The following is an 18,049-nucleotide window of genomic DNA, read 5'->3' on the forward strand; positions in this document are numbered from 1 at the left end:
GCTGCTGCCGGTAATTCGCGGTTTCAAGGGGAAGCACAACAGCCAAAGGAGGCTTTCGATATGAAGAGGCTGACAGGGCTTTTAGCAGGTCTTTCTGTGATGGTTACAGGTCTGGGAGTCGCGGCGGCGCAGGAGGCGATGGGACCACCGAAGGTGCTGGTGATCCAGAGCGAGCTTGTGAAGCCAGGGCGGGGCGGAGCGCTGCACGAGCGGTCGGAGAGCGCCTTTGTGCGCGCCATGGTCGCGGCGAAGTGGCCGACCCATTACGTCGCTCTTGAGTCGTTGTCCGGCCCGACGCGGGCGTTATTTCTGACGGGGTATCCATCGTTTGCCGCATGGGAGAAGGACAACCAGGACATGGCGAAGAACGCAACGCTCTCGGCCGCGATCGATAAGGCCATGATGTCGGACGGGGATCTGCTGACCTCCTACGATCAGGGCGCCTTTATTTACAACGAGGAAGGCAGTCTTCGGGCTGGGACGGCTGATGTACCGCGCAGTCGCTACTTCGAGATCTCGGTCTTCCACGTTCGCCCAGGGCACAGGATGGAGTGGGAGGAACTGGTGAAGCTGTACCGGGAGGGCTACGAGAAGATCCCGAACGCGAAGTGGGCGCTGTTTGAGAGCGTCTATGGAGCGGATAACGGCGGCATGTATCTGGTGTTCAACCCAATGAAGTCGCTGGCAGAGGTGGAACAGGGCTACGCGGACCAGAAGAAGTTTGTCGACGCGATGGGCGAGGGCAAGATGAAGAAGCTGGGCGAGTTGACGGCCTCCTGCATCGAGTCGGAACAGACCAATCTCTTCCGGTTCAACCCAAAGATGAGCTATCCGCTGGATTCGTGGGTGAAAGAGGACCCGACCTTCTGGAAGCCGAAGATGACGGCGCCGGCGAAGGCGGAGAAGCCTGTACAGTAGCAGATGCAAGAGTAAAGGGCCCCGCTTCATCTGTGGAGCGGGCTTCTTCGTCGGCGTTAGCGCGTGACCGGAGTGATGGCGTTCGCCGGAAGAACATCGTTCATGGACCCGGAGCGGTATCCCTGGGTGTCGAGCGTGACGTAGAGGAAGCCGAGGGGCCGCAGAGCGGCTGTGATCCGGTCGAGCATATCGAGATCGAGAGCGCGGGGCATCTCTGTGCGGGCGATCTCGATGCGGGCAAGGTCGCCGTGATGGCGCACGCGCAGTTGCAGGAAGCCGAGCGCGTGCAGCGCGTCCTCTGCCTGCTCCACTTGAGACAGGTTTTCAGCAGTGACGGGGCGGCCGTATTCGATGCGCGAGGAGAGGCAGGCTGAGGCGGGTTTATTCCACAGCGACAGGCCGGCTTCGCGCGCGAGCTGGCGAACGTCGGCCTTAGTGAGCTGCGCTGCGACCAGGGGCGCGAGCGCGTGGTGCTGCGCCGCGGCCTGCTGGCCCGGCCGGAAGTCGCCGCGATCGTCGAGGTTCATTCCATAGGCAAGGTGGCGGAAGCCGCGTTCGGCGCGGGCCTGTTCCATTTGCGTGAAGAGCTCGTCTTTGCAGTGAAAGCAGCGCCTGGAGTCGTTGCGACGATAGTCCGGGTTTTTGAGTTCGGCGGTGTGCAGGATATGGGTCGGGATGCGGTGCTCGGCAGTGAACGCCAGCGCGGCCGCGAGTTCGGCGCGCGGAAGTGAGGGGGAGTCGGCGATGACGGCAAGCATTTGGTCGCCGAGCTCTTGGTGCGCCGCCCAGGCGAGATACGCCGAGTCTGCTCCACCGGAGTAGGCGATCATGACGCTGCCGAGATCCCGGAGCGTGGCCTGGAGCAAAGCGCGTTTGACTGCGAGATCCATCCGGCCATCCTCGGGAAGTATAGTAGCGGAGTCAGGGGCAGGGTTGCTAGTCCGGCTGGCTGATCTGCTTCCATATCTCAGGATCGACGGGAACGCCGAGACGCAGGTTTTCCTCGCGCAGATGAAACGTCTGCTCCCCGGGGTAGCGGATCGGGCGGGCGGGGTCGATGGGCGTTGCCTGACGGAGGTGGTCAAGGACGCCGTCGGCGATGCGGGTAAGCTCTTCGGCGGTGGCGACGTTCGAGGGATCGATAGCGAGGAAGATCTGCGATTGGCCAGCTTCGCGGAGAGGGTCTGATCCAAGCTGGTAGGTGGCGAGGCCGCCTGAGAGCATGGCGCCGATCATGTCGAGCACGAGCGAGAGGCCGGAGCCCTTCCAGTAGCCGATGGGCAGCGCGCGCTGCGAGGCTTCGATGGCGGCGGCGTCTTGCGTGAGGTTTCCGGCGGAGTCGTAGCCTCCGGGGACGGGCAGGGGGTGGCCTCGCTTGGCGTAGGAGGCGAGGGCACCGTAGGAGAACTGGCTCATCGCCATGTCGAGCACGATGTGATGGCCGTTGTCGCGGGGGATGGCGAGGATGAGGGGATTGTTGCCGATGGTCGGCGTGGTTGCTCCCCAGGCAGGAACGTTGGGCAGAGTGTTGGACCAGCAGATGGCAAAGACGCCTTCGTCCGCTGCCTGCCAGCCGAAGGCCCCGCCGCGCATCCAGTGGTTGGTGTTGGCGAGAGCGACGCCGCCGATGCCCTGAGTGCGGGCAAGCTCGACGGCGCGCTGCATGGAGGAGCGGGCGTTGAGATTGCCGATGCCACGGTGACCGTCCCAGCGCTCGATGGCGCCGAAGGCGGCTGTGAGCGTGGGTGTTGCATGCACATCGATGCTGCCGTTCTTCACCATCGCCTCAAAGCGTGGGAAGCGATTGAGGCCGTGTGAGTAGATGCCGTCGCGCGTGGTCTCGGCGAAGAGCTGAGCGCAGAGGCGAGCGCGGTCGGGCGAGATACCGAGGCGGAGCATCGCCTGTTCTAGGGCGAAGCGAAGGCCTTCAAAGGGAACGCGAAGCATGATGCGAGTTTAGTCGAAGGTCAGCGGACGAGCGCCGGCAGCTTGTCGCTGACACCGAGCAGGAAGATCGCTCCGATGATGAAGCTGTAGACAGCGGTGAGCGATGTGATGAGCGTCTGCAGGCGCGGGCGATGCGTGCTCGAGGCGAAGATACCGGAGGCGGAGGCAGTCATGATGGTGTTCATGACCAGAAGGCCGGCGATGAAGCAGAGCAGGCCGAGGAAGCCTCGGCTGGTGCCGCCGAGATTGGCCGTCAGGAGGAAGAGGAGAAGCTGCGAGGGGGTCTCGGCTCCCAGGCCGTGGATGATGCCGACGAGGAGGACTGAGCCAGTGTCGTAGCGGAAGCGGAAGGGCTCAGGGCGAGGTGTGCCGGGATTCCTGAGGCGCTGGATGCGCCACTTCGCATGACGGCCTGCTGTGATGAGGAGGGCGATACGGCTGGGAGGAATGGCATGGCCGTGTGCGGCATCGGAGCGGCGGCGGAAGAAGGTGATGAGGACGTAGAGAGCGAGGACGATGAGGGTGGCTCCGACGAGCCGCTCGCCGATGGCATCGAGGCCGTGGGGAAGCGAAAGGTGCAGGAAGATGACGGCAGAGCCGAGGACGGCGACCGTGATGGCATGGCCGAGCGCGTAGAGCAGGCCGAGCCTCATGCCTTCGCGCCACGTGCGCTGCACGCTGGTGATATCGGTGATGGCCGCCAGGTGGTCGTAGTCGAAGCCGTGGCGTAGCCCAAGAAGCGCGCAGGAGACCAGGGCGAGTTCGAGCGCGGACGACATGGGCTTCTGGTAGGGTACGGGGTGCTGGCGTACGGCCGCAAGGCGACTTATCCCGGACGGTGCACGGAAATGTTCGTGTAATTTTTAGTAATAGAATTTGAGTTGACTCCGTGAAAGAGGTTGAGATGGATTTGGAGAGTGTATTTGAGCAGGCCGAAGCTCCGAAGCCGCGTATGGCCCGGCCGATCGTGATGGTGGGCTCCGGCGGGATCGTTCACGACGCTCACCTGCCTGCGTACGCGAAGGCTGGATTTCCCGTGGCGGTGCTGGTGGACATGAGTCGCGAACGGGCAGAGGCGCTGGCAAAGAAGTTCCACGTTCCTCTTGGCACCTCGTCGATCGACGAGGCGATCCGGTTTGCTCCGGCGGACGCGATCTTCGATGTGGCGGTGCCCGCCAAGGCGATCCCGGGTATCCTTCCGCAGTTGCCGGACGGCGCCGCGGTGCTGATCCAGAAGCCGATGGGAGAGACGCTGGAGGAGGCCGTTGAGATTCTCCGCATCTGCCGGGCGAAGGGACTGACGGCGGCGGTGAACTTTCAGCTGCGCTGGGCTCCGAACATGCTGGCCGCGCGCGCGCTGACGGATGCTGGCGCGCTGGGCGAGCTGCACGATATGGAGGTGAAGGTCAGCGTCCACATGCCGTGGGAGCTCTGGAGCTTCCTGAGTACGGCGCCCCGGCTCGAGATCCTCTATCACTCGATCCATTACATCGACCTGGTGCGCAGCTGGTTCGGCAACCCGCGCGGCGTCTACGCGAAGACGGTGAAGAGTCCGCGAACGCCCGCGCTGGCGGCGACCAAGAGCGTCATCATTCTGGACTACGGCGACGACAAGCGCGTCTTCATCGCCTCCAACCACAGCCACGACTTCGATCCGAAGATGCAGCGTAGCTTTGTGCAGTGGGAGGGAATGACGGGTGCAATGCGGGCGCAGATGGGCGTGAATCTGAACTATCCGGTGGGCCTGCCGGACAACCTTGAGTACATCGTTCGCGACGGAGCAGGATGGCGGGAGGCGCCTGTGAGTGGCAACTGGTTTCCCGATGCGTTCATGGGATCGATGGGGTCATTGCAGGCGTACGTGGAGGGCGAGGCGAAGACACTGCCTACCAGTGTCGAAGACGCGATCGATACGATGCGGACCGTGGAAGCGGCGTATCTTTCGAGCGAACGCGACGGTGTAGAGCTACCGCCGCTCGCTCTCTAGGGTCTGAGCTCTTTGCCGGGCTCGAAGGTGGCCATCTGGCCGGAGTGCTCGAGCGCCAGGCGGGAGTGTTCGTGCGCCTGCTTCGATAGCTCGTGTGCGGTGAGGTGGTCGCCTTTGTCGTGCGAGGCAGCGGCGGCGAGGTGAGCGTGCGCCGCGAGCTTGTGTAGCTCAACGACGCGTTGTTGATGAGGAGTCTGCGGCATGGCTTGCCTCCGTAGGAATAGTCAGCGGCCCATCCAGCCTCCGTCGACGGTCATGACGGTGCCTGTAACGTAATCGCTGGCCGGGGAGCTAAGGAAGAGGGCGGCTCCGGCGAGGTCGTTCGGCTGCCCCCAGCGCCCGGCGGGAATCCGTTCCAGGATCTGGCGGTTGCGGGTCTCGTCGGCCTGCAGTGCCTCGGTGTTGCTCGTGGCGAAGTAGCCGGGGGCGATGGCGTTGACTTGGATGCCCTTGGGGGCCCACTCGTTGGCGAGGGCCTTGGTGAGCTGCGCGACGCCGCCCTTGCTGGCTGCATAGGCAGGCACCCGAATGCCGCCCTGGAAGCTGAGCAGCGAGGCGATGTTGACGATCTTGCCCACGTTCTGGCCGGGAGCGGAGCGCGAGATCATGTCACGCGCAGCAAGCTGGGAGAGTTGGAAGACGCTTGTCAGGTTCACCTGCAAGACAGTTTGCCAGTCTTCGAGTGGGTACTCCTCGGCGGCGTGGCGGATGATGGTGCCAGCGTTGTTGATCAGGATGTCGACACGGCCAAACTTGTCCACGACCTGGCCGAAGAGCTCATTCGCGCCGTCGATGGTGGAGAGGTCGGCGCGGAAGGCGGCGGCTTTGGAACCGATGGCTGCGGCCGTTTCGGTTGCGGCCCTGCGGTTGCCATGGACGGCGACGGTGGCTCCGGCCTGTGCAAGAGCGGTGGCGATGGCGGCTCCGAGGCCGCTGGCGGCGCCGGTGACAAGAGCGACTTTGTTGTCGAGTCGGAACAGATCGAGGATGGTTTGCATGGTGTTGTCACTCTAACGGGAACAGGGAGCGGAGCAAATGATATGTCTGGTTACCTTCGCTCGTGCGCGGAGGCGGAGGCATTCGTGCGGTTATTGGCATTTTGTTGACCGTCATTCTTCTGGTTTCGTATGGTGGATGGGACCGTTTTTCCACTAGGGCATATGGCATAGGACTGCGGCAAACGCAGGCTATATGCTGAACGCACGGTCAAGTGCGAATCCACACAGTGCACAACACAGTCGATGCAAGAAGGAGATGTGCGATGAGGCTGTATCAGATGGCGGATGCTGTTCGGTACGAGATGATGAACACCGACGAGCTGCGCGAGACGTTTCTGATTGAGGAGCTGTTTCAGCCCGGCGAGATTGAGTTCGCATACGTGGATCTCGACCGTACGGTGATCGGCTCTGCGGTTCCGACCCGCGCTGCACTGAAGCTCGAGACAGAGCCGGAGCTGCGCGCGGAGTACTTCCTGGAGCGCCGCGAGCTTGGCGTGCTGAACATCGGGGGCGCGGGTTCGGTGGTTGTGGACGGCAAGACCTTCGAGTTGGACAAGCTCGACGTTCTGTATGTCGGCCGCGGATCGAAGGATGTGACCTTCACCAGCAAGGATGCTGCGAAGCCCGCCGAGTTCTATCTGCTGAGCTATCCCGCGCACGCGGAGTATCCGACCGTAATGGTGAAGTTCGGCGAGATGAAGCCGGTCGAGCTTGGCACGGCGGAGACCTGCAACCGACGCAAGATCTACAAGGCTATCTATAAGGACGGCATCAAGAGCTGCCAGCTGGTGATGGGGTTCACGATGCTAGAGCCGGGAAGCAACTGGAACACGATGCCTCCGCACACGCATATGCGGCGCAGCGAGGTCTATTTTTATTTCGATGTTGATCCGGCGCATCGCGTGCTTCACCTGATGGGGCCGCCGGATGCGACGAGCCATCTGGTGATGGCGAACAAGGAAGTTGTGGTATCACCGGGGTGGTCGATCCATGCCGGCGTTGGAACGAAGAACTACACCTTCTGCTGGGGTATGGGCGGAGAGAACCAGGTGTATGACGACATGGACGCTGTAGCAATTACGGAGCTTCGATAGATGAGTGCAAGTTTGACGATTCGCAAGAAGGAAGAGTGCAAGTGGGATCTGGTCAGCCTGGGCGAAGTGATGCTTCGCTTGGATCCCGGCGACGTTCGTGTCGCGACGACGCGGCAGTTTCAGGCTTGGGAGGGTGGCGGTGAGTATAACGTCGCTCGTGGCCTGAGGCGGTGCTTTGGGCTGAAGACGGCGATCGTCACGGCGCTGGCGGACAATCCGGTGGGACGGCTGGTCGAGGACCTGATGCTGCAGGGCGGCGTGGACCAGTCGCATGTGATCTGGAGGAAATACGATGGCGTGGGCCGCACGACGCGCAATGGGTTGAACTTCACGGAGCGCGGGTTTGGCGTTCGCGCGGCTCTCGGCTGCTCGGACCGCGGTCACACGGCGGTGAGCCAGCTGAAGCCCGGCGAGATCGACTGGGACGAGATCTTCGGCAAGGAAGGCTCGCGGTGGTTCCATACCGGCGGCATCTTCTGCGCGCTGAGCGAGACGACACCTGAGGTTGCCAAGGAGGCGATGGTGGCGGCGCGCAAGCACGGCGTGATGATCAGCTACGACCTGAACTATCGCGACTCTCTGTGGAAGGCGATCGGCGGCAAGGCGAAGGCGACGGAGGTCAACCGCGACCTGGCGCAGTATGTCGATGTGATGATCGGCAACGAGGAGGACTTCACGGCGGCTCTCGGCTTCGAGATCGAGGGCGTCGGCGAGGAGCTGGGCGAGCTGGATTCGGCGAACTTCCGCAAGATGATCGAGAAGGCTGTCGCGACGTATCCGAACTTCAAGGCGGTGGCGACGACGCTGCGACATGCGAAGACGGCGAGCGTGAACGACTGGGGCGCGGTCTGCTACTACGAGGGTAAGTTCCACGAGGCCCGGCCGATGCCTGATCTCGAGATCTTCGACCGCGTCGGCGGCGGCGACTCGTTCGCTTCGGGGCTGATCTACGGCTTCCTGAATGACAAGGGCGCGGACTGGGCGGTGAACTGCGGCTGCGCTCATGGTGCGCTTGCGATGACGACGCCGGGCGATACGACGATGGCGACGTTCGACGAGGTGCAGCGTGTGATGAAGGGCGGCGGCGCTCGCGTTCAGCGTTAGAGACAGTGGTCAGTGATTAGTTGTTAGTGGTTAGGAGATGCGATGACGAAGGTTGAAGTTCTGAAGAGCTTGAAGGAGATTGGACTGGTTCCGGTGCTGCGTGCGGAGTCGGTTGAGAAGGCGCTGGCGCTGGCCGAGGCGATTGCTGCGGGTGGGGTTACGGTGCTCGAGATTACGATGACGGTGCCGGGGGCGATCCAGGTGATGCGGACGCTGGCGGAGAAGAGGCCGGACATCCTGATCGGGGCGGGCACGGTGTTGGATGCCGAGACGGCGCGGGCCTGCATTCTAGAGGGCGCGAAGTTTGTTGTCAGCCCGGCGCTGAATGTGAAGACCATCGAGATGTGTCATCGGTATTCGATTGCTGCGCTGCCGGGGGCTCTGACGCCGACGGAGGTGGTGACGGCGTGGGAGGCTGGGGCGGATGTGGTGAAGATCTTCCCGGCGAGCGCGCTGGGAGGAGCGAAGTATCTGTCGTCGCTCAAGGCTCCGCTGCCGCAGGTGGAGATGATTCCGACGGGCGGGGTGTCGCTGGCGACGGCGAACGACTTCCTCGCGGCGGGTGCGTTTGCGCTTGGGGTCGGAGCGGACCTCGTGAACACGAAGGCGATGGCGGAAGGGAAGCCGGAGATTGTGACCGAGAGCGCGAAGAAGTACCTGGCGATCGTGAAGGAGTTCCAGTCGAAGTCCTGACATCCCCCCTCCCCCTGTTTTGTGTCAAAGTCTTTAAAACAGGGGAGATAGGTTGGTACTTTGGGTGGAACGTATTGATTTTTGCGGGCTTGTCGTCAGCAAAGTCTTGATGTGTCATAGGAAAGCCCCGACCGGTTGGTCGGGGCTTTGTTTTTCTGAGCTGATTTAAGTTAAGTATAGCGGGTGGAGGGTAATTAATCGGCACATTATATTTCGTTTTGTTTGTTTGGTTTAGGTGGTTTTGGGGCTTGACAAGGGTTTGTGTGGAAAAGTGATGTTCGTGGCCAGGGCGGGCGGTGTGAAATGCGGGGGTTCCTCGCTTCGCTCGGAATGACGCCCAATAAGGAGATGACGCCTACCAAGATCGATCCGCTCGGAGAAGCGCTCCTTCAGCTGAGAGGGGGAGAGAAGCAGGTCCCTCCACTGCGCGGCGCCGCTTCGGTCGGGATGTCACGTAAAAAGTGTGAGCTTCGAAATTCAGCGGAGATGATTTACCAAGAAAAAGGCCGCCGGCACAGGCCGGCGGCTGCGAGAAACCATGATGAGCGAGTGCGCCTGGGCCGAGGGAGTCGTCCCCGGCGCTCTCGCTCAGAGCACGGCTAAAAGTTGGCGCGGAGGGAGAGCTGAATCTGACGATTCGCTCCGATTCCGACCTGGTTTCCGACGGTGGAGGAGAGCCTTCCCCAGGCCGATCCGGCCGTGGACTGTGAGTAGGGCGCTCCGGGCTGGTTTGCCGCTCCAGAGGAGAGGGTCTGGTTGAGGCGTACGGTGCCGGGGTTGGCGTAGTTGGGATGGTTGAGGATGTTGTAGATGTCGGCGCGGAAGTCGAACGAGGCACGCTCGGTGGCGTGGAACGTCTTGCCGAGGGTGAAGTCAAGCTGGGCGAGGTTAGGACCGCTCAGGTCGTTGCGGCGATAGTTGCCGAAGGTTCCGGGCGCGGGGGTGGAGAATGCGGCCGGATTGAGGTACTGGACTCCCGACTTGATGTAGGGGTTGACTCCGGGGACGATGTTGGGGCGACGGATGTTGCGGCTGTTGCCGCCGCCAGGGACGTTGACGACTGCGGTGGTCTGGACGACGCCGGCCGTGACGACAGGGCTGGCGAAGGTCTGGCCAGCGATGGAGGTGCCGGGTTTGCCGACGTAGGCGATGTCAGAACGAGTGACGAGGACGTCGATGGGAACACCGCTGCGGAAGTTGACGATGCCGCCGACCTGCCAGCCGCCCGCAACGATATTCATGGGACCGGAGAGGGAGTAGGCCTTTCCGTGACCGAAAGGAAGGTCGTAGAGGACGGTGGCGTTGAGGCTGTGGCGAATATCGTTGATACCACGGCCATACTCCGTACGGAGGTCGTAGGGATTCTGGGCGGTGGTGGCTTCGTTGGATCCGGAGGTAGTTCCGAGCTCCTTGGCCCAGGTGTACTGTGCGCCGAAGGTGAGTCCCTGAGAGAAGCGACGCTGGAGATGCGTCTGGAGGGCGTTGTACATGTCGGTTCCGCCGGAGGTCTTGTAGTCGATCTCGGCGAAGCGGCCACCGAACTGGCGGATGGGAGTTCCAACGCCGGTGGTGGGGTTGGTGGTGACGCCGGTGATGAGGTTGGTGATGGAGCGCAGGAAGAGATTGCGACCCATCGATCCTACGTAGCCAATCATGAGTTGGGCCTGGCCGGGAAGGCGCTGTTCGATGGAGGCGGTGTAGGTGGTGACGCGCTCCGGGATCTTGTACTTCGGAGCGTAGGCGCGGGGCTGATATCCGAGCGTTGGGCTGTTGATGTCGTAGTTGGCATAGACATCGGTGGCCGGCACGATGGGATAGACCTTGCCGGAGGTGAAGGTGCGGCTGACGCGATCGTTAGCTTCGGGCTGGATCTGGTCTTCGGTCTGGCCGGGACCGTAGTAGACGCCTCCGCCGATGCGGAAGATGGTTTCGCCGTTGAGCGCGTTGGGGGCCCAGGTGAGGGCGACGCGTGGTCCGAAGTTGTTCTTGTTGCTGCCGTACCAGTCGCCGGAGTACTTGGGATAGATGGTTCCGGCGTTCATGTCGAAGACTACGACCTTGTCGCGGTCTTCGTGGAGGGGCGAGTAGTACTCGTAGCGCAGGCCGTAGCTGAGGGTGAGGTTCGGACGAAGCTTCCACTCATCCTGTGCGTAGCCGATGTAGTAGGTCTGCTTGACGTGCGCATCTCCGCTGAGACCGGTGAAGGGGCTGGGGTCACTGAGGTCTCCGAAGAACTGGATCTGGGCCGGAGAGTTGGCCTGGAAGGCGCTGATGGAGTTGTAGGTGTAGGTGGTTCCACCGATCTGGTTGTTGTAGAGACCGATGGGCCGGATCTCCACGCCGAACTTCATATTGTGGTTTCCGACGACGTAGGAGAGGTTATCGATATAGGAGTAGCTCTGACCGGCGTAGGGTGCGCCTACGCCGTTGAAGGAGCTTGAGAGCGAGATGAGCGCACCGACGTTGGTAAGACCGGCGACGGAGATACGGGCCTTGCTGATGTCGGCGTTGGGGCTGGCGCCAGGGAGGCCGAGCACGCGCATCTTGATGCCGTTGTAGCCGAACTTGGTCTCATTGAAGATACGGGGAGACCAGATCTGGTTGAAGGAGAGGACGGCGTTCTGGGGGACTGAGACCTGGCCGAATTTGCTGAGGGACGCATCCTGGACCTGTGTGGAGTTGCCCTGGTCGATGTTATAGCGGGCATACATGCTGAAACGATTGTTGATGTGGTAGTCGAAGCGGACGTCTCCGAAGTCTTCCTGAATGGTGTTGCTGCCGATGGTGGTTACTGTCCGTGAAGTGAAGGCAGGATCCAACGGGAACGGATCAGCAGGGAAGGCCGCGAGCAGCGGATAGACGGCGCTTGAGGTCGGGATGAGAGACTTGGTGTAGTTGCTGAGGGTCGCCTGAGTATACGGAGCTGCCCAGGTCTGGCGCAGGCCTTCGTAGGTGGCGAAGAAGAAGAGCTTGTCCTTGATGATGGGACCGCCGAAGGAGCCGCCGAACTGATTGAGGCGGAACTTTGGATTTCCGACGCCCTTGGCGTTGAAGCGATTGCGGGCGTCGAAGTAGTCGTTGCGGAGGTACTCGAAGGCGGAGCCGTGGAAGTTGTTTCCGCCGGACTTGGTGATGAAGGAGATCTGTCCGCCGGTACCGGTTCCCATCTCGGCGGGGTAGTTGGAGGAGTCGACGCGGAACTCCTGCACGGCCTCGAGGGACTGCTGGAGGCGGAAGAGGGAGCCTAGTTCGCCGTTGAGGTTGCCGGGGGTGGTGTCAATGATAGAGGTGGATTCAATTCCATCGAGGCGAATGATGTTCTGCTCGACGGCGCGGCCGGAGAAGCGGATGTCGCCGAAGGTTCCGGTGCCGGTGTTGGTGGCGCCGGGGACGAGGAGGTAGAGCTGGGAGATCTGGCGGCCGTTGATGGGCAGCTCCTCGATCTCGCGGGTGGGGACGTTGGCGCCGATCTTGGCGGAGGCGATCTCAAGGGCCGCGGAGCCTGCGTCGACGGTAACGGTGCTCTGCTCACCCTGAACTTTGAGGGCGAAGTTCTGGGTGAGCTGCTGGCCAACCTGGACGACAATGCCCTTGGCCTGAAGCTTCGCAAAGCCTGCCTGCGAGATGTCGAGGGTGTAGGTGGAGGGCGGGAGCTGGACGAGGTTGAAGTTGCCACTCTCGTTCGTGGTGGTCTGACGCTGCCTTCCGGTCTTCTCATCGGTGGCGGTGACGTTGGCGCCCGCGATGGCGGAGTTGGAGGGGTCGGTTACGTTTCCAGCGATGGCTCCGACGGTGCTCTGTGCATACGCTAGACTGGCGGAGACAAAGATGGTCAGGAGTGCAATTAGACGTATGAATTTCATATTGGGCCTCTCTGTGAGAGTATTGAGGCCTTAAATGAAAATCGTGTTACTTTTCGGTGAATAACAAAACTATTTGCCCTAAGCCGTGTTGAATCCCTTGCGTAAAGCACTGAATAATCTACATTTGTTGAACTTAGCGGTGTATCTGCCCAAGAAAAAAAGTAGTTGCGGTTTTTTCTTGTTTGTTACGGACGGGGACGAGTGACCCAGAGCAGCGGCTGACGGATGGGGAAGGTGCGGTCGAGCTCGGGGTTGTCGGTGTCGGGCGGCAGGGTCTTCCAGAGGTCGGCATACTCGGGCCGGTTGTAGGCTCGGGCGGCGAAGAGGAGCGCAGGGCGGCGGAGGGGAAGCTCGTTGAAGAAGGCGGCGTCGGCCTTGTAGGGCCAGGAGCCGCGGCGGGCGATGTAGGGGAAGAGTCTGGCGAGGACGATGCGCATGCTGGGGCCGTCCTGGAGCTCGTAGTCCCATACGGTCTCGAAGCGGGTGGTGAGGAGCTCGCAGGCGCCGGCAAGCAGGTCGAGGTTGAAGAGCGAGTTGCGGTAGGGGTTGGGTGTGGTGAGCTCGCGGGGGAAGGTCCCGTCATAGGTGATCTGGGCGCGGATGGTGGAGGCCTTGAACTGATGGCGCAGCGCGGTGAGGGCGCGGTCGTCTTTGAGATTAAGGTGGGCGCAGGCGGCGGCCTGGAGGAGCCAGGAGGAGCCGTTGTGGTCGCGCATGTCGCGCGCGAGGCCGGCGGTACGTGAGGTGTTGAGCCATTCGAGGTAAGAGGTGAACCATTTGGTGACGGCGTCGAGGGTGGGCTCGGTGAGGGCCTCGGAGGTGGAGAGAAAGGGGATGGACTGGGCGACCTCGGCGAGGTGTACGGCTTCGATGACGCCTTCGGGGCGGGCTTTGCCGGAGGCGGCGACCTGGGCGTATTCGAGGCTGGGCGTCATGGAGGTCTCGGGAGAGACGAACCAGGCCTGGAGGTGAGCGACGGCGTGCTGGGCGTAGCGCTCGTCTTTGGTGATGACCCAGGCGGAGGCTAGGGCGGGGACGATGTGAGCGAGGGAGAGGAGCGCGTCGCGGTGGGCGGTGAAGGGGGCGGGTGAGTCGGTGGACTGAGAGAAGTAGTCCTGGGGGGTGCCGGGTGAGTCGGGGGAGGGGAGCGTGGTGAGGGGAGCGGGGGGTTGGGTGAGGTAGTGGTCGGCGGCGGCGAGGATGCGGTCGTGATCGAGGGCGGCGACGTTGGGGCGCGTGGAGGAGCCGGTGGAGGGCGTTTGCGCGGGGAGTTGGGTGGTTAAGAAAAACGCCGCGGCGGTTGAGCAGAAGTGTCTGCGTGTGGTGTGCATGACGGCAACCATGGGCGGAAGAGTATCACGTGGGGCTGAGGCGGATGGGCGGGGGCTTTCGGTAAGTAAGATTTGGAGAAGGATGAGTTTTGTGGGCAGGAATGTGGTGCGTGTCGCGTTGGTTTGGGTGCTGGGATGGTCTGTCGCGGCGGTGGCGGCAGAGCGCGCGGTTATGGTGTGCGTGAAGGATGAGAGGGGCGCTGCGGTCGCGGGTGCGGTGGTTGCAAGCGGAGGAGCGGAGGTAACGACCGATGCTTCGGGGTGTGCGCAGGTTCGGGTGGAGGGAGCGCAGAGCGTTGTGGCGGTCTTGCACGAGGGATTTGCGGCGGCGACGCAGGCGGCGGGTGGGAGCGATGAGCTGGATGTGGTGCTGCGTGTGGCGGGCGCGAGCTCGGTGGTGGAGGTGACGGCGGCGCGGACTCCGCTGGCGCTGGATGCGAGTGCAAGCAGCGTACGCACGATGCCGGCGGTGGAGCTGAAGGAGATTCCGGGATTCACGTTGGACGATCGGCTGCGGCAGGTGGCGGGGTTTCAGTTGTTTCGCAGGACGAGCTCGTGGGTGGCGAATCCGACGACCCAGGGGACATCGCTTCGCGGGCTGGGTTCGACAGCGGCGAGCAGAACGCTAGTGCTGAGCGATCAGGTTCCTCTGAATGATGCGTTTGGAGGATGGATTCACTGGAATGAGATTCCGCAGCTGGCGATGCGCGAGGTAGAGGTGATGCGCGGTGGGGCTTCGGACCTTTATGGATCGAGCGCGATCGGCGGCGTGATCGATGTTGTGCCAGTTGTGCCCGAGGGTTTTGGGTATGGGCTTGAGGCGAGCGGCGCGAGCGAGAGTACTTCAACGGTGAACGGGTTGCTGGCGGGAACGGTGAAGGGCGTAAGCGGGCTGGGCGCGATGACACTGTTTCGGACGGGTGGATATATTCTGACGGCGCCGGAGGTTCGAGGGCCGGTGGACGTTCCTTCGAATGTGCATTCGCAGAGCGGACGGCTGGAGTTTCGTCATGGCATGGGTACGGACAGCGCGGTTTTCCTTCGTGGCAATCTGTTGAATGAGGCGCGAAGTAACGGCACTCCGCTGACGACGAACGCGACGCGGATCTGGCGGTATGCGGGTGGGGGAGACTGGAATGGTACGAGCGCGGGACGTTTTCTGCTGCGGCTGCATGGGGCGAACCAGGGATATCGGCAGAGCTTTTCGTCGGTAGCACCGGGGCGCGCGACGGAGCGATTGACGAGGCTGCAGGAGGTGCCGTCGGCGCAGCTGGGGGCAGTGGGGCAGTGGGCGCGAACGTTTGGCGCGTGGACAGCGGTGGCGGGCGCCGATGTGCTGGATACGCGCGGCACGGACAATGAGACTCCGGTGGTGAATGGATTGTTGCTGGGGACAGTAAGCACGAGTGCGCGGCAGCGAGACACGGGCGTGTACGGAGAGCTGCTGTGGCAGCCGAAGACGTGGTCGGTGGCGCTGTCGTCGAGGGTGGATCATTTTGCGAGCTTCGATGCGAGACAGGTGGCAGCGACTCCGGTGCCGGTGCTGCCGGAGATTGCGGAGACGATCTTCGATCCGAGGCTGGGAGTCGTGAAGCAGCTTCGCGGCGGCGTGTCGCTGACGGCGTCGGCGTTTCGAGCGTTTCGCGGGCCTTCGCTGAATGAGCTATATCGCACGGGGCAGGTGGGGCAGCAGACGACGCTGGCGAATCCGGCGCTGCGGTCGGAGCGAGCGACGGGATGGGAGGCAGGCGGGTTGGTGAACCTTCATCGCATCGGGTCGGTGCGGGCGAGCTACTTCTGGACGCAGGTGAACCGGCCGGTGGCTGCGGTGGCGTTGGTCACGACGCCGACGAGCCAGCTGCTGCAGCGGCAGAATTTAGGACAGCTGACGAGCAAGGGCGTGACGCTGGAGGCAGAGATACGACCGGTGGAGTTTATTGTGGTGAAGGCGGGGTATCAGTATGCGGACTCGACGGTGACGAAGTTTCAGGCCGATCCGACGCTGGTGGGGAAGTGGACGGCGCAGGTTCCGCGAAACTCGGCGTCGGTGGAGGCGCGGATGGAGAAGGAGCGCTGGGGTGTGTTTGGCGTTTATTTGAGGACGAGCGGGCAGCAGTTCGACGACTCGGCCAACCAGTACAGGCTGGCTCCTTATGCGCAGGTGGATCTGTATGCTGAGCATGCGTTTGGTCGGATGGTGAAGGTGTGGGCTTCGGTGCAGAATGTGGCGGACACAAGGGTGGAGGCGGGGCGTACGCCGCTGCTGACGCTGGGTGCGCCGAGGATTGTGGCGGGAGGCATTCGTCTGCACTAACGGCAGGTGGCGAATCAGCGTCCAACGATCAAGCTATGGTCGATCTTTGTCCGGCGATGCTATTGTGGAAGGAAATGTTCTTGACATTCGGCAGAACGAGACAGGAGCAGTTGGCGCGGTTCGCTGTGGTGGCGATGTGCTTGCTGGTACTCGTGTTTTCGTTCGCGGCGAAGCTTTCGCTGTACCAGCCGAAGAGTCAGCAGATACGATCGCTCGCTTCAAGCAAGATGTGGCAGCATGAGGCCGCGGTGATGGCGTCGCCGGATGGGCCGGAGCTGGCTTCGCTTGAATTGGTGTCAGGATTTTTCGTATTGCTGATGGTCGTTGTTGCGATCCGCGGAACGCTGTTTTCGCTGGACCGCGGCGTGTGGCTGCGGCGTGAAGCTGCGGTCGCTGTCCGGCAGCAACGGTTTGCTCGACCATCGCAACTCAGAGCTCCTCCCGTTCTCTAAATCCCTTCTGACAGACTGCTTTTCGATCTGCCTTGAAGACCTCCGAGTCTTCGGCGAGTGCAGTCTTTGAAGTCTTCAACCTGAAACGTGATTTGAGCGAGTTGATTATGGATCGGTCTTCGTGGACCTGGCGTCGAGTGCTGCCAGGATTGTGCGTAGCCGCGGTTGCGACGGCGGTGTGTGGTTGCAAGGGTGACGATGCGAAGCCGGAGGGTAAGGCGACGGTGGCGCGCGCTGCGGTGGCCACGGTGGAGAGGGCACCGATCGAGAAGACGTTATCGGTTGCTGGTGAGTTTGTGCCTTTCCAGGAGGTGGAGCTGCATGCGAAGGTTGCGGGCTACATCCGGCGGATCAACGTAGACATCGGCGATAAGGTTCGTACGGGCGAGGTGCTGGCGACGCTTGAGGTTCCGGAGCTGAATGCGCAGGTGACGGGCGCGGAGGCCGGGGTGCGGCACAGCCAGGAGGAGATTGCGCTGGCCAAGAGTGAGGTAGTGCGTGCGGAGGCGAACTACCACGCGCTGCATATGGCCGCGGATCGTCTGCGGCAGGCAGCGGGGGCGCGGCCGGGGATGATCGCGCAGCAGGAGCTGGACGATGCGGAGGCGAAGGACCGCGCGGCGGAGGCGCAGGTGGCGGTGGCGAAGTCGACGGTTGCGGCGCAGGAACAGCAGATGGCCGTGGCTTCAGCGGAGAAGATGCACTACTCGTCGCTGGCGGACTACTCGCGGATTACGGCTCCGTTTGATGGCGTGGTGACGTGGCGGTATGCGGATACGGGCGCGCTGATTCAGGCGGGCACGTCGAATGCGGGATCGATGCCGGTGGTGAAGGTGGCGGAGGTGAGCGTGCTGCGGCTGCGGATTCCAGTGCCGGAGTCGCTGGCGGGATATGTTCGGGATGGCGATGTGGCGGATGTGCGGGTGCAGGCTACGGGCGATCGTTTCAGAGGAAAAGTCGTGCGGACGACGGGTGCTCTGGACCGGACGACGCGGAGCATGCAGGTGGAGGTGGATGTTGCGAATCCGAAGGGAAGGCTGACGCCGGGGATGTATGCGGATGTGACGCTGCGCATTGCGGGCAGCCCGGATGCGCTGACGGTGCCGGTGCAGGCCTTGGATCGCGGGACGAACGGAACCTCAGTGCTGGTGGTGAAGCGGGACCATACGGTGGAGAGGCGCGCGGTACGGACAGGGCTGGAGACTCCGGATGCGGTGCAGGTGGTGGATGGGCTGCATGAGGGAGAGCGCGTGATTGTGGGCAATCTGGCTTCGTTCGAACCGGGTCAGCACGTGGATGCGCGGCCGAGCGCGATGGCGCAGGCTTCGGCCGGGAAGGAGCAATAGCG

General features: G+C 62.6%; 15 protein-coding genes. 8 read left to right on the forward strand and 7 right to left on the reverse strand.

From position 1 onward, the window contains the following. Positions 1-60: 60 nt before the first annotated feature. The gene (locus Q363_RS33075) at positions 61-918 is read left to right on the forward strand and encodes a hypothetical protein (RefSeq protein ID WP_035359140.1); all 858 of its coding nucleotides are present in this window, start codon (positions 61-63) and stop codon (positions 916-918) included. A 56-nt stretch (positions 919-974) separates the two neighbouring features. On the opposite strand, the gene larE is transcribed toward Q363_RS33075, so the two are convergent. Genes larE through Q363_RS33090 form a run of 3 tightly spaced genes read right to left on the reverse strand, consistent with a single transcriptional unit; the run spans position 975 to position 3,644 of the window. Further along, entirely contained in the window at positions 975-1,808 is an 834-nt protein-coding gene (gene larE, locus Q363_RS33080; RefSeq protein ID WP_035359142.1) for an ATP-dependent sacrificial sulfur transferase LarE, read from the reverse strand. 46 nt (positions 1,809-1,854) lie between these two features. Then, positions 1,855-2,865 (reverse strand): 3-dehydro-L-gulonate 2-dehydrogenase, encoded by a 1,011-nt coding sequence (gene yiaK, locus Q363_RS33085; RefSeq protein ID WP_035359143.1) that lies wholly within the window; start codon positions 2,863-2,865, stop codon positions 1,855-1,857. Positions 2,866-2,885: 20 nt separating this feature from the next. Then, entirely contained in the window at positions 2,886-3,644 is a 759-nt protein-coding gene (locus Q363_RS33090; protein ID WP_035359144.1) for a HoxN/HupN/NixA family nickel/cobalt transporter, read from the reverse strand. A 125-nt stretch (positions 3,645-3,769) separates the two neighbouring features. Between Q363_RS33090 and Q363_RS33095 the strand changes: the two genes are divergently transcribed. Then, entirely contained in the window at positions 3,770-4,852 is a 1,083-nt protein-coding gene (locus tag Q363_RS33095; RefSeq protein WP_051979682.1) for a Gfo/Idh/MocA family protein, read from the forward strand. Here Q363_RS33095 and Q363_RS33100 read toward each other — a convergent pair. Both Q363_RS33100 and Q363_RS33105 read right to left on the reverse strand, forming a co-directional pair. Further along, positions 4,849-5,055 carry a hypothetical protein gene (locus Q363_RS33100; RefSeq protein WP_035359145.1) on the reverse strand — a complete coding sequence of 69 codons (207 nt, stop codon included), beginning with the start codon at positions 5,053-5,055 and terminating at the stop codon, positions 4,849-4,851. The two genes, Q363_RS33095 and Q363_RS33100, sit on opposite strands and share 4 nt — an antisense overlap. 21 nt (positions 5,056-5,076) lie before the next feature. Continuing rightward, positions 5,077-5,850 carry a glucose 1-dehydrogenase gene (locus Q363_RS33105; RefSeq protein WP_035359146.1) on the reverse strand — a complete coding sequence of 258 codons (774 nt, stop codon included), beginning with the start codon at positions 5,848-5,850 and terminating at the stop codon, positions 5,077-5,079. A gap of 263 nt (positions 5,851-6,113) precedes the next feature. Here Q363_RS33105 and kduI point away from each other — a divergent pair, with 263 nt between their 5' ends. From kduI to Q363_RS33120, 3 genes are read left to right on the forward strand one after another with little or no spacing between them, the layout of a single operon-like run. Next, complete coding sequence (gene kduI, locus Q363_RS33110; RefSeq protein ID WP_035359147.1) at positions 6,114-6,944, forward strand: 5-dehydro-4-deoxy-D-glucuronate isomerase; 831 nt, start codon at positions 6,114-6,116, stop codon at positions 6,942-6,944. After that, positions 6,945-8,048: a sugar kinase gene (locus Q363_RS33115; protein ID WP_035359148.1), complete on the forward strand. Its 1,104-nt coding sequence runs from the start codon at positions 6,945-6,947 to the stop codon at positions 8,046-8,048. A 42-nt stretch (positions 8,049-8,090) separates the two neighbouring features. Then, complete coding sequence (locus Q363_RS33120) at positions 8,091-8,741, forward strand: bifunctional 2-keto-4-hydroxyglutarate aldolase/2-keto-3-deoxy-6-phosphogluconate aldolase (protein ID WP_035359149.1); 651 nt, start codon at positions 8,091-8,093, stop codon at positions 8,739-8,741. 599 nt (positions 8,742-9,340) lie between these two features. On the opposite strand, the gene Q363_RS33130 is transcribed toward Q363_RS33120, so the two are convergent. Together Q363_RS33130 and Q363_RS33135 are read right to left on the reverse strand one after the other, a co-directional pair. After that, complete coding sequence (locus tag Q363_RS33130) at positions 9,341-12,604, reverse strand: TonB-dependent receptor (protein WP_035359152.1); 3,264 nt, start codon at positions 12,602-12,604, stop codon at positions 9,341-9,343. Between the two features lie 185 nt (positions 12,605-12,789). Further along, entirely contained in the window at positions 12,790-13,935 is a 1,146-nt protein-coding gene (locus tag Q363_RS33135; RefSeq protein WP_035359347.1) for an alginate lyase family protein, read from the reverse strand. An 82-nt stretch (positions 13,936-14,017) separates the two neighbouring features. On the opposite strand from Q363_RS33135, the gene Q363_RS33140 reads away from it, so the two are divergent. The 3 genes from Q363_RS33140 to Q363_RS33150 all read left to right on the forward strand — a co-directional run bounded on the left by Q363_RS33140 (position 14,018) and on the right by Q363_RS33150 (position 18,047). Then, complete coding sequence (locus tag Q363_RS33140; RefSeq protein WP_035359153.1) at positions 14,018-16,249, forward strand: TonB-dependent receptor; 2,232 nt, start codon at positions 14,018-14,020, stop codon at positions 16,247-16,249. 80 nt (positions 16,250-16,329) lie between these two features. Next, positions 16,330-16,701 carry a hypothetical protein gene (locus Q363_RS33145; protein ID WP_157468153.1) on the forward strand — a complete coding sequence of 124 codons (372 nt, stop codon included), beginning with the start codon at positions 16,330-16,332 and terminating at the stop codon, positions 16,699-16,701. 32 nt (positions 16,702-16,733) lie between these two features. After that, positions 16,734-18,047 (forward strand): efflux RND transporter periplasmic adaptor subunit, encoded by a 1,314-nt coding sequence (locus Q363_RS33150; protein ID WP_051979684.1) that lies wholly within the window; start codon positions 16,734-16,736, stop codon positions 18,045-18,047. Positions 18,048-18,049: the final 2 nt, after the last annotated feature.

The organism is Edaphobacter aggregans DSM 19364, from assembly GCF_000745965.1.
Classification (GTDB): domain Bacteria; phylum Acidobacteriota; class Terriglobia; order Terriglobales; family Acidobacteriaceae; genus Edaphobacter; species Edaphobacter aggregans.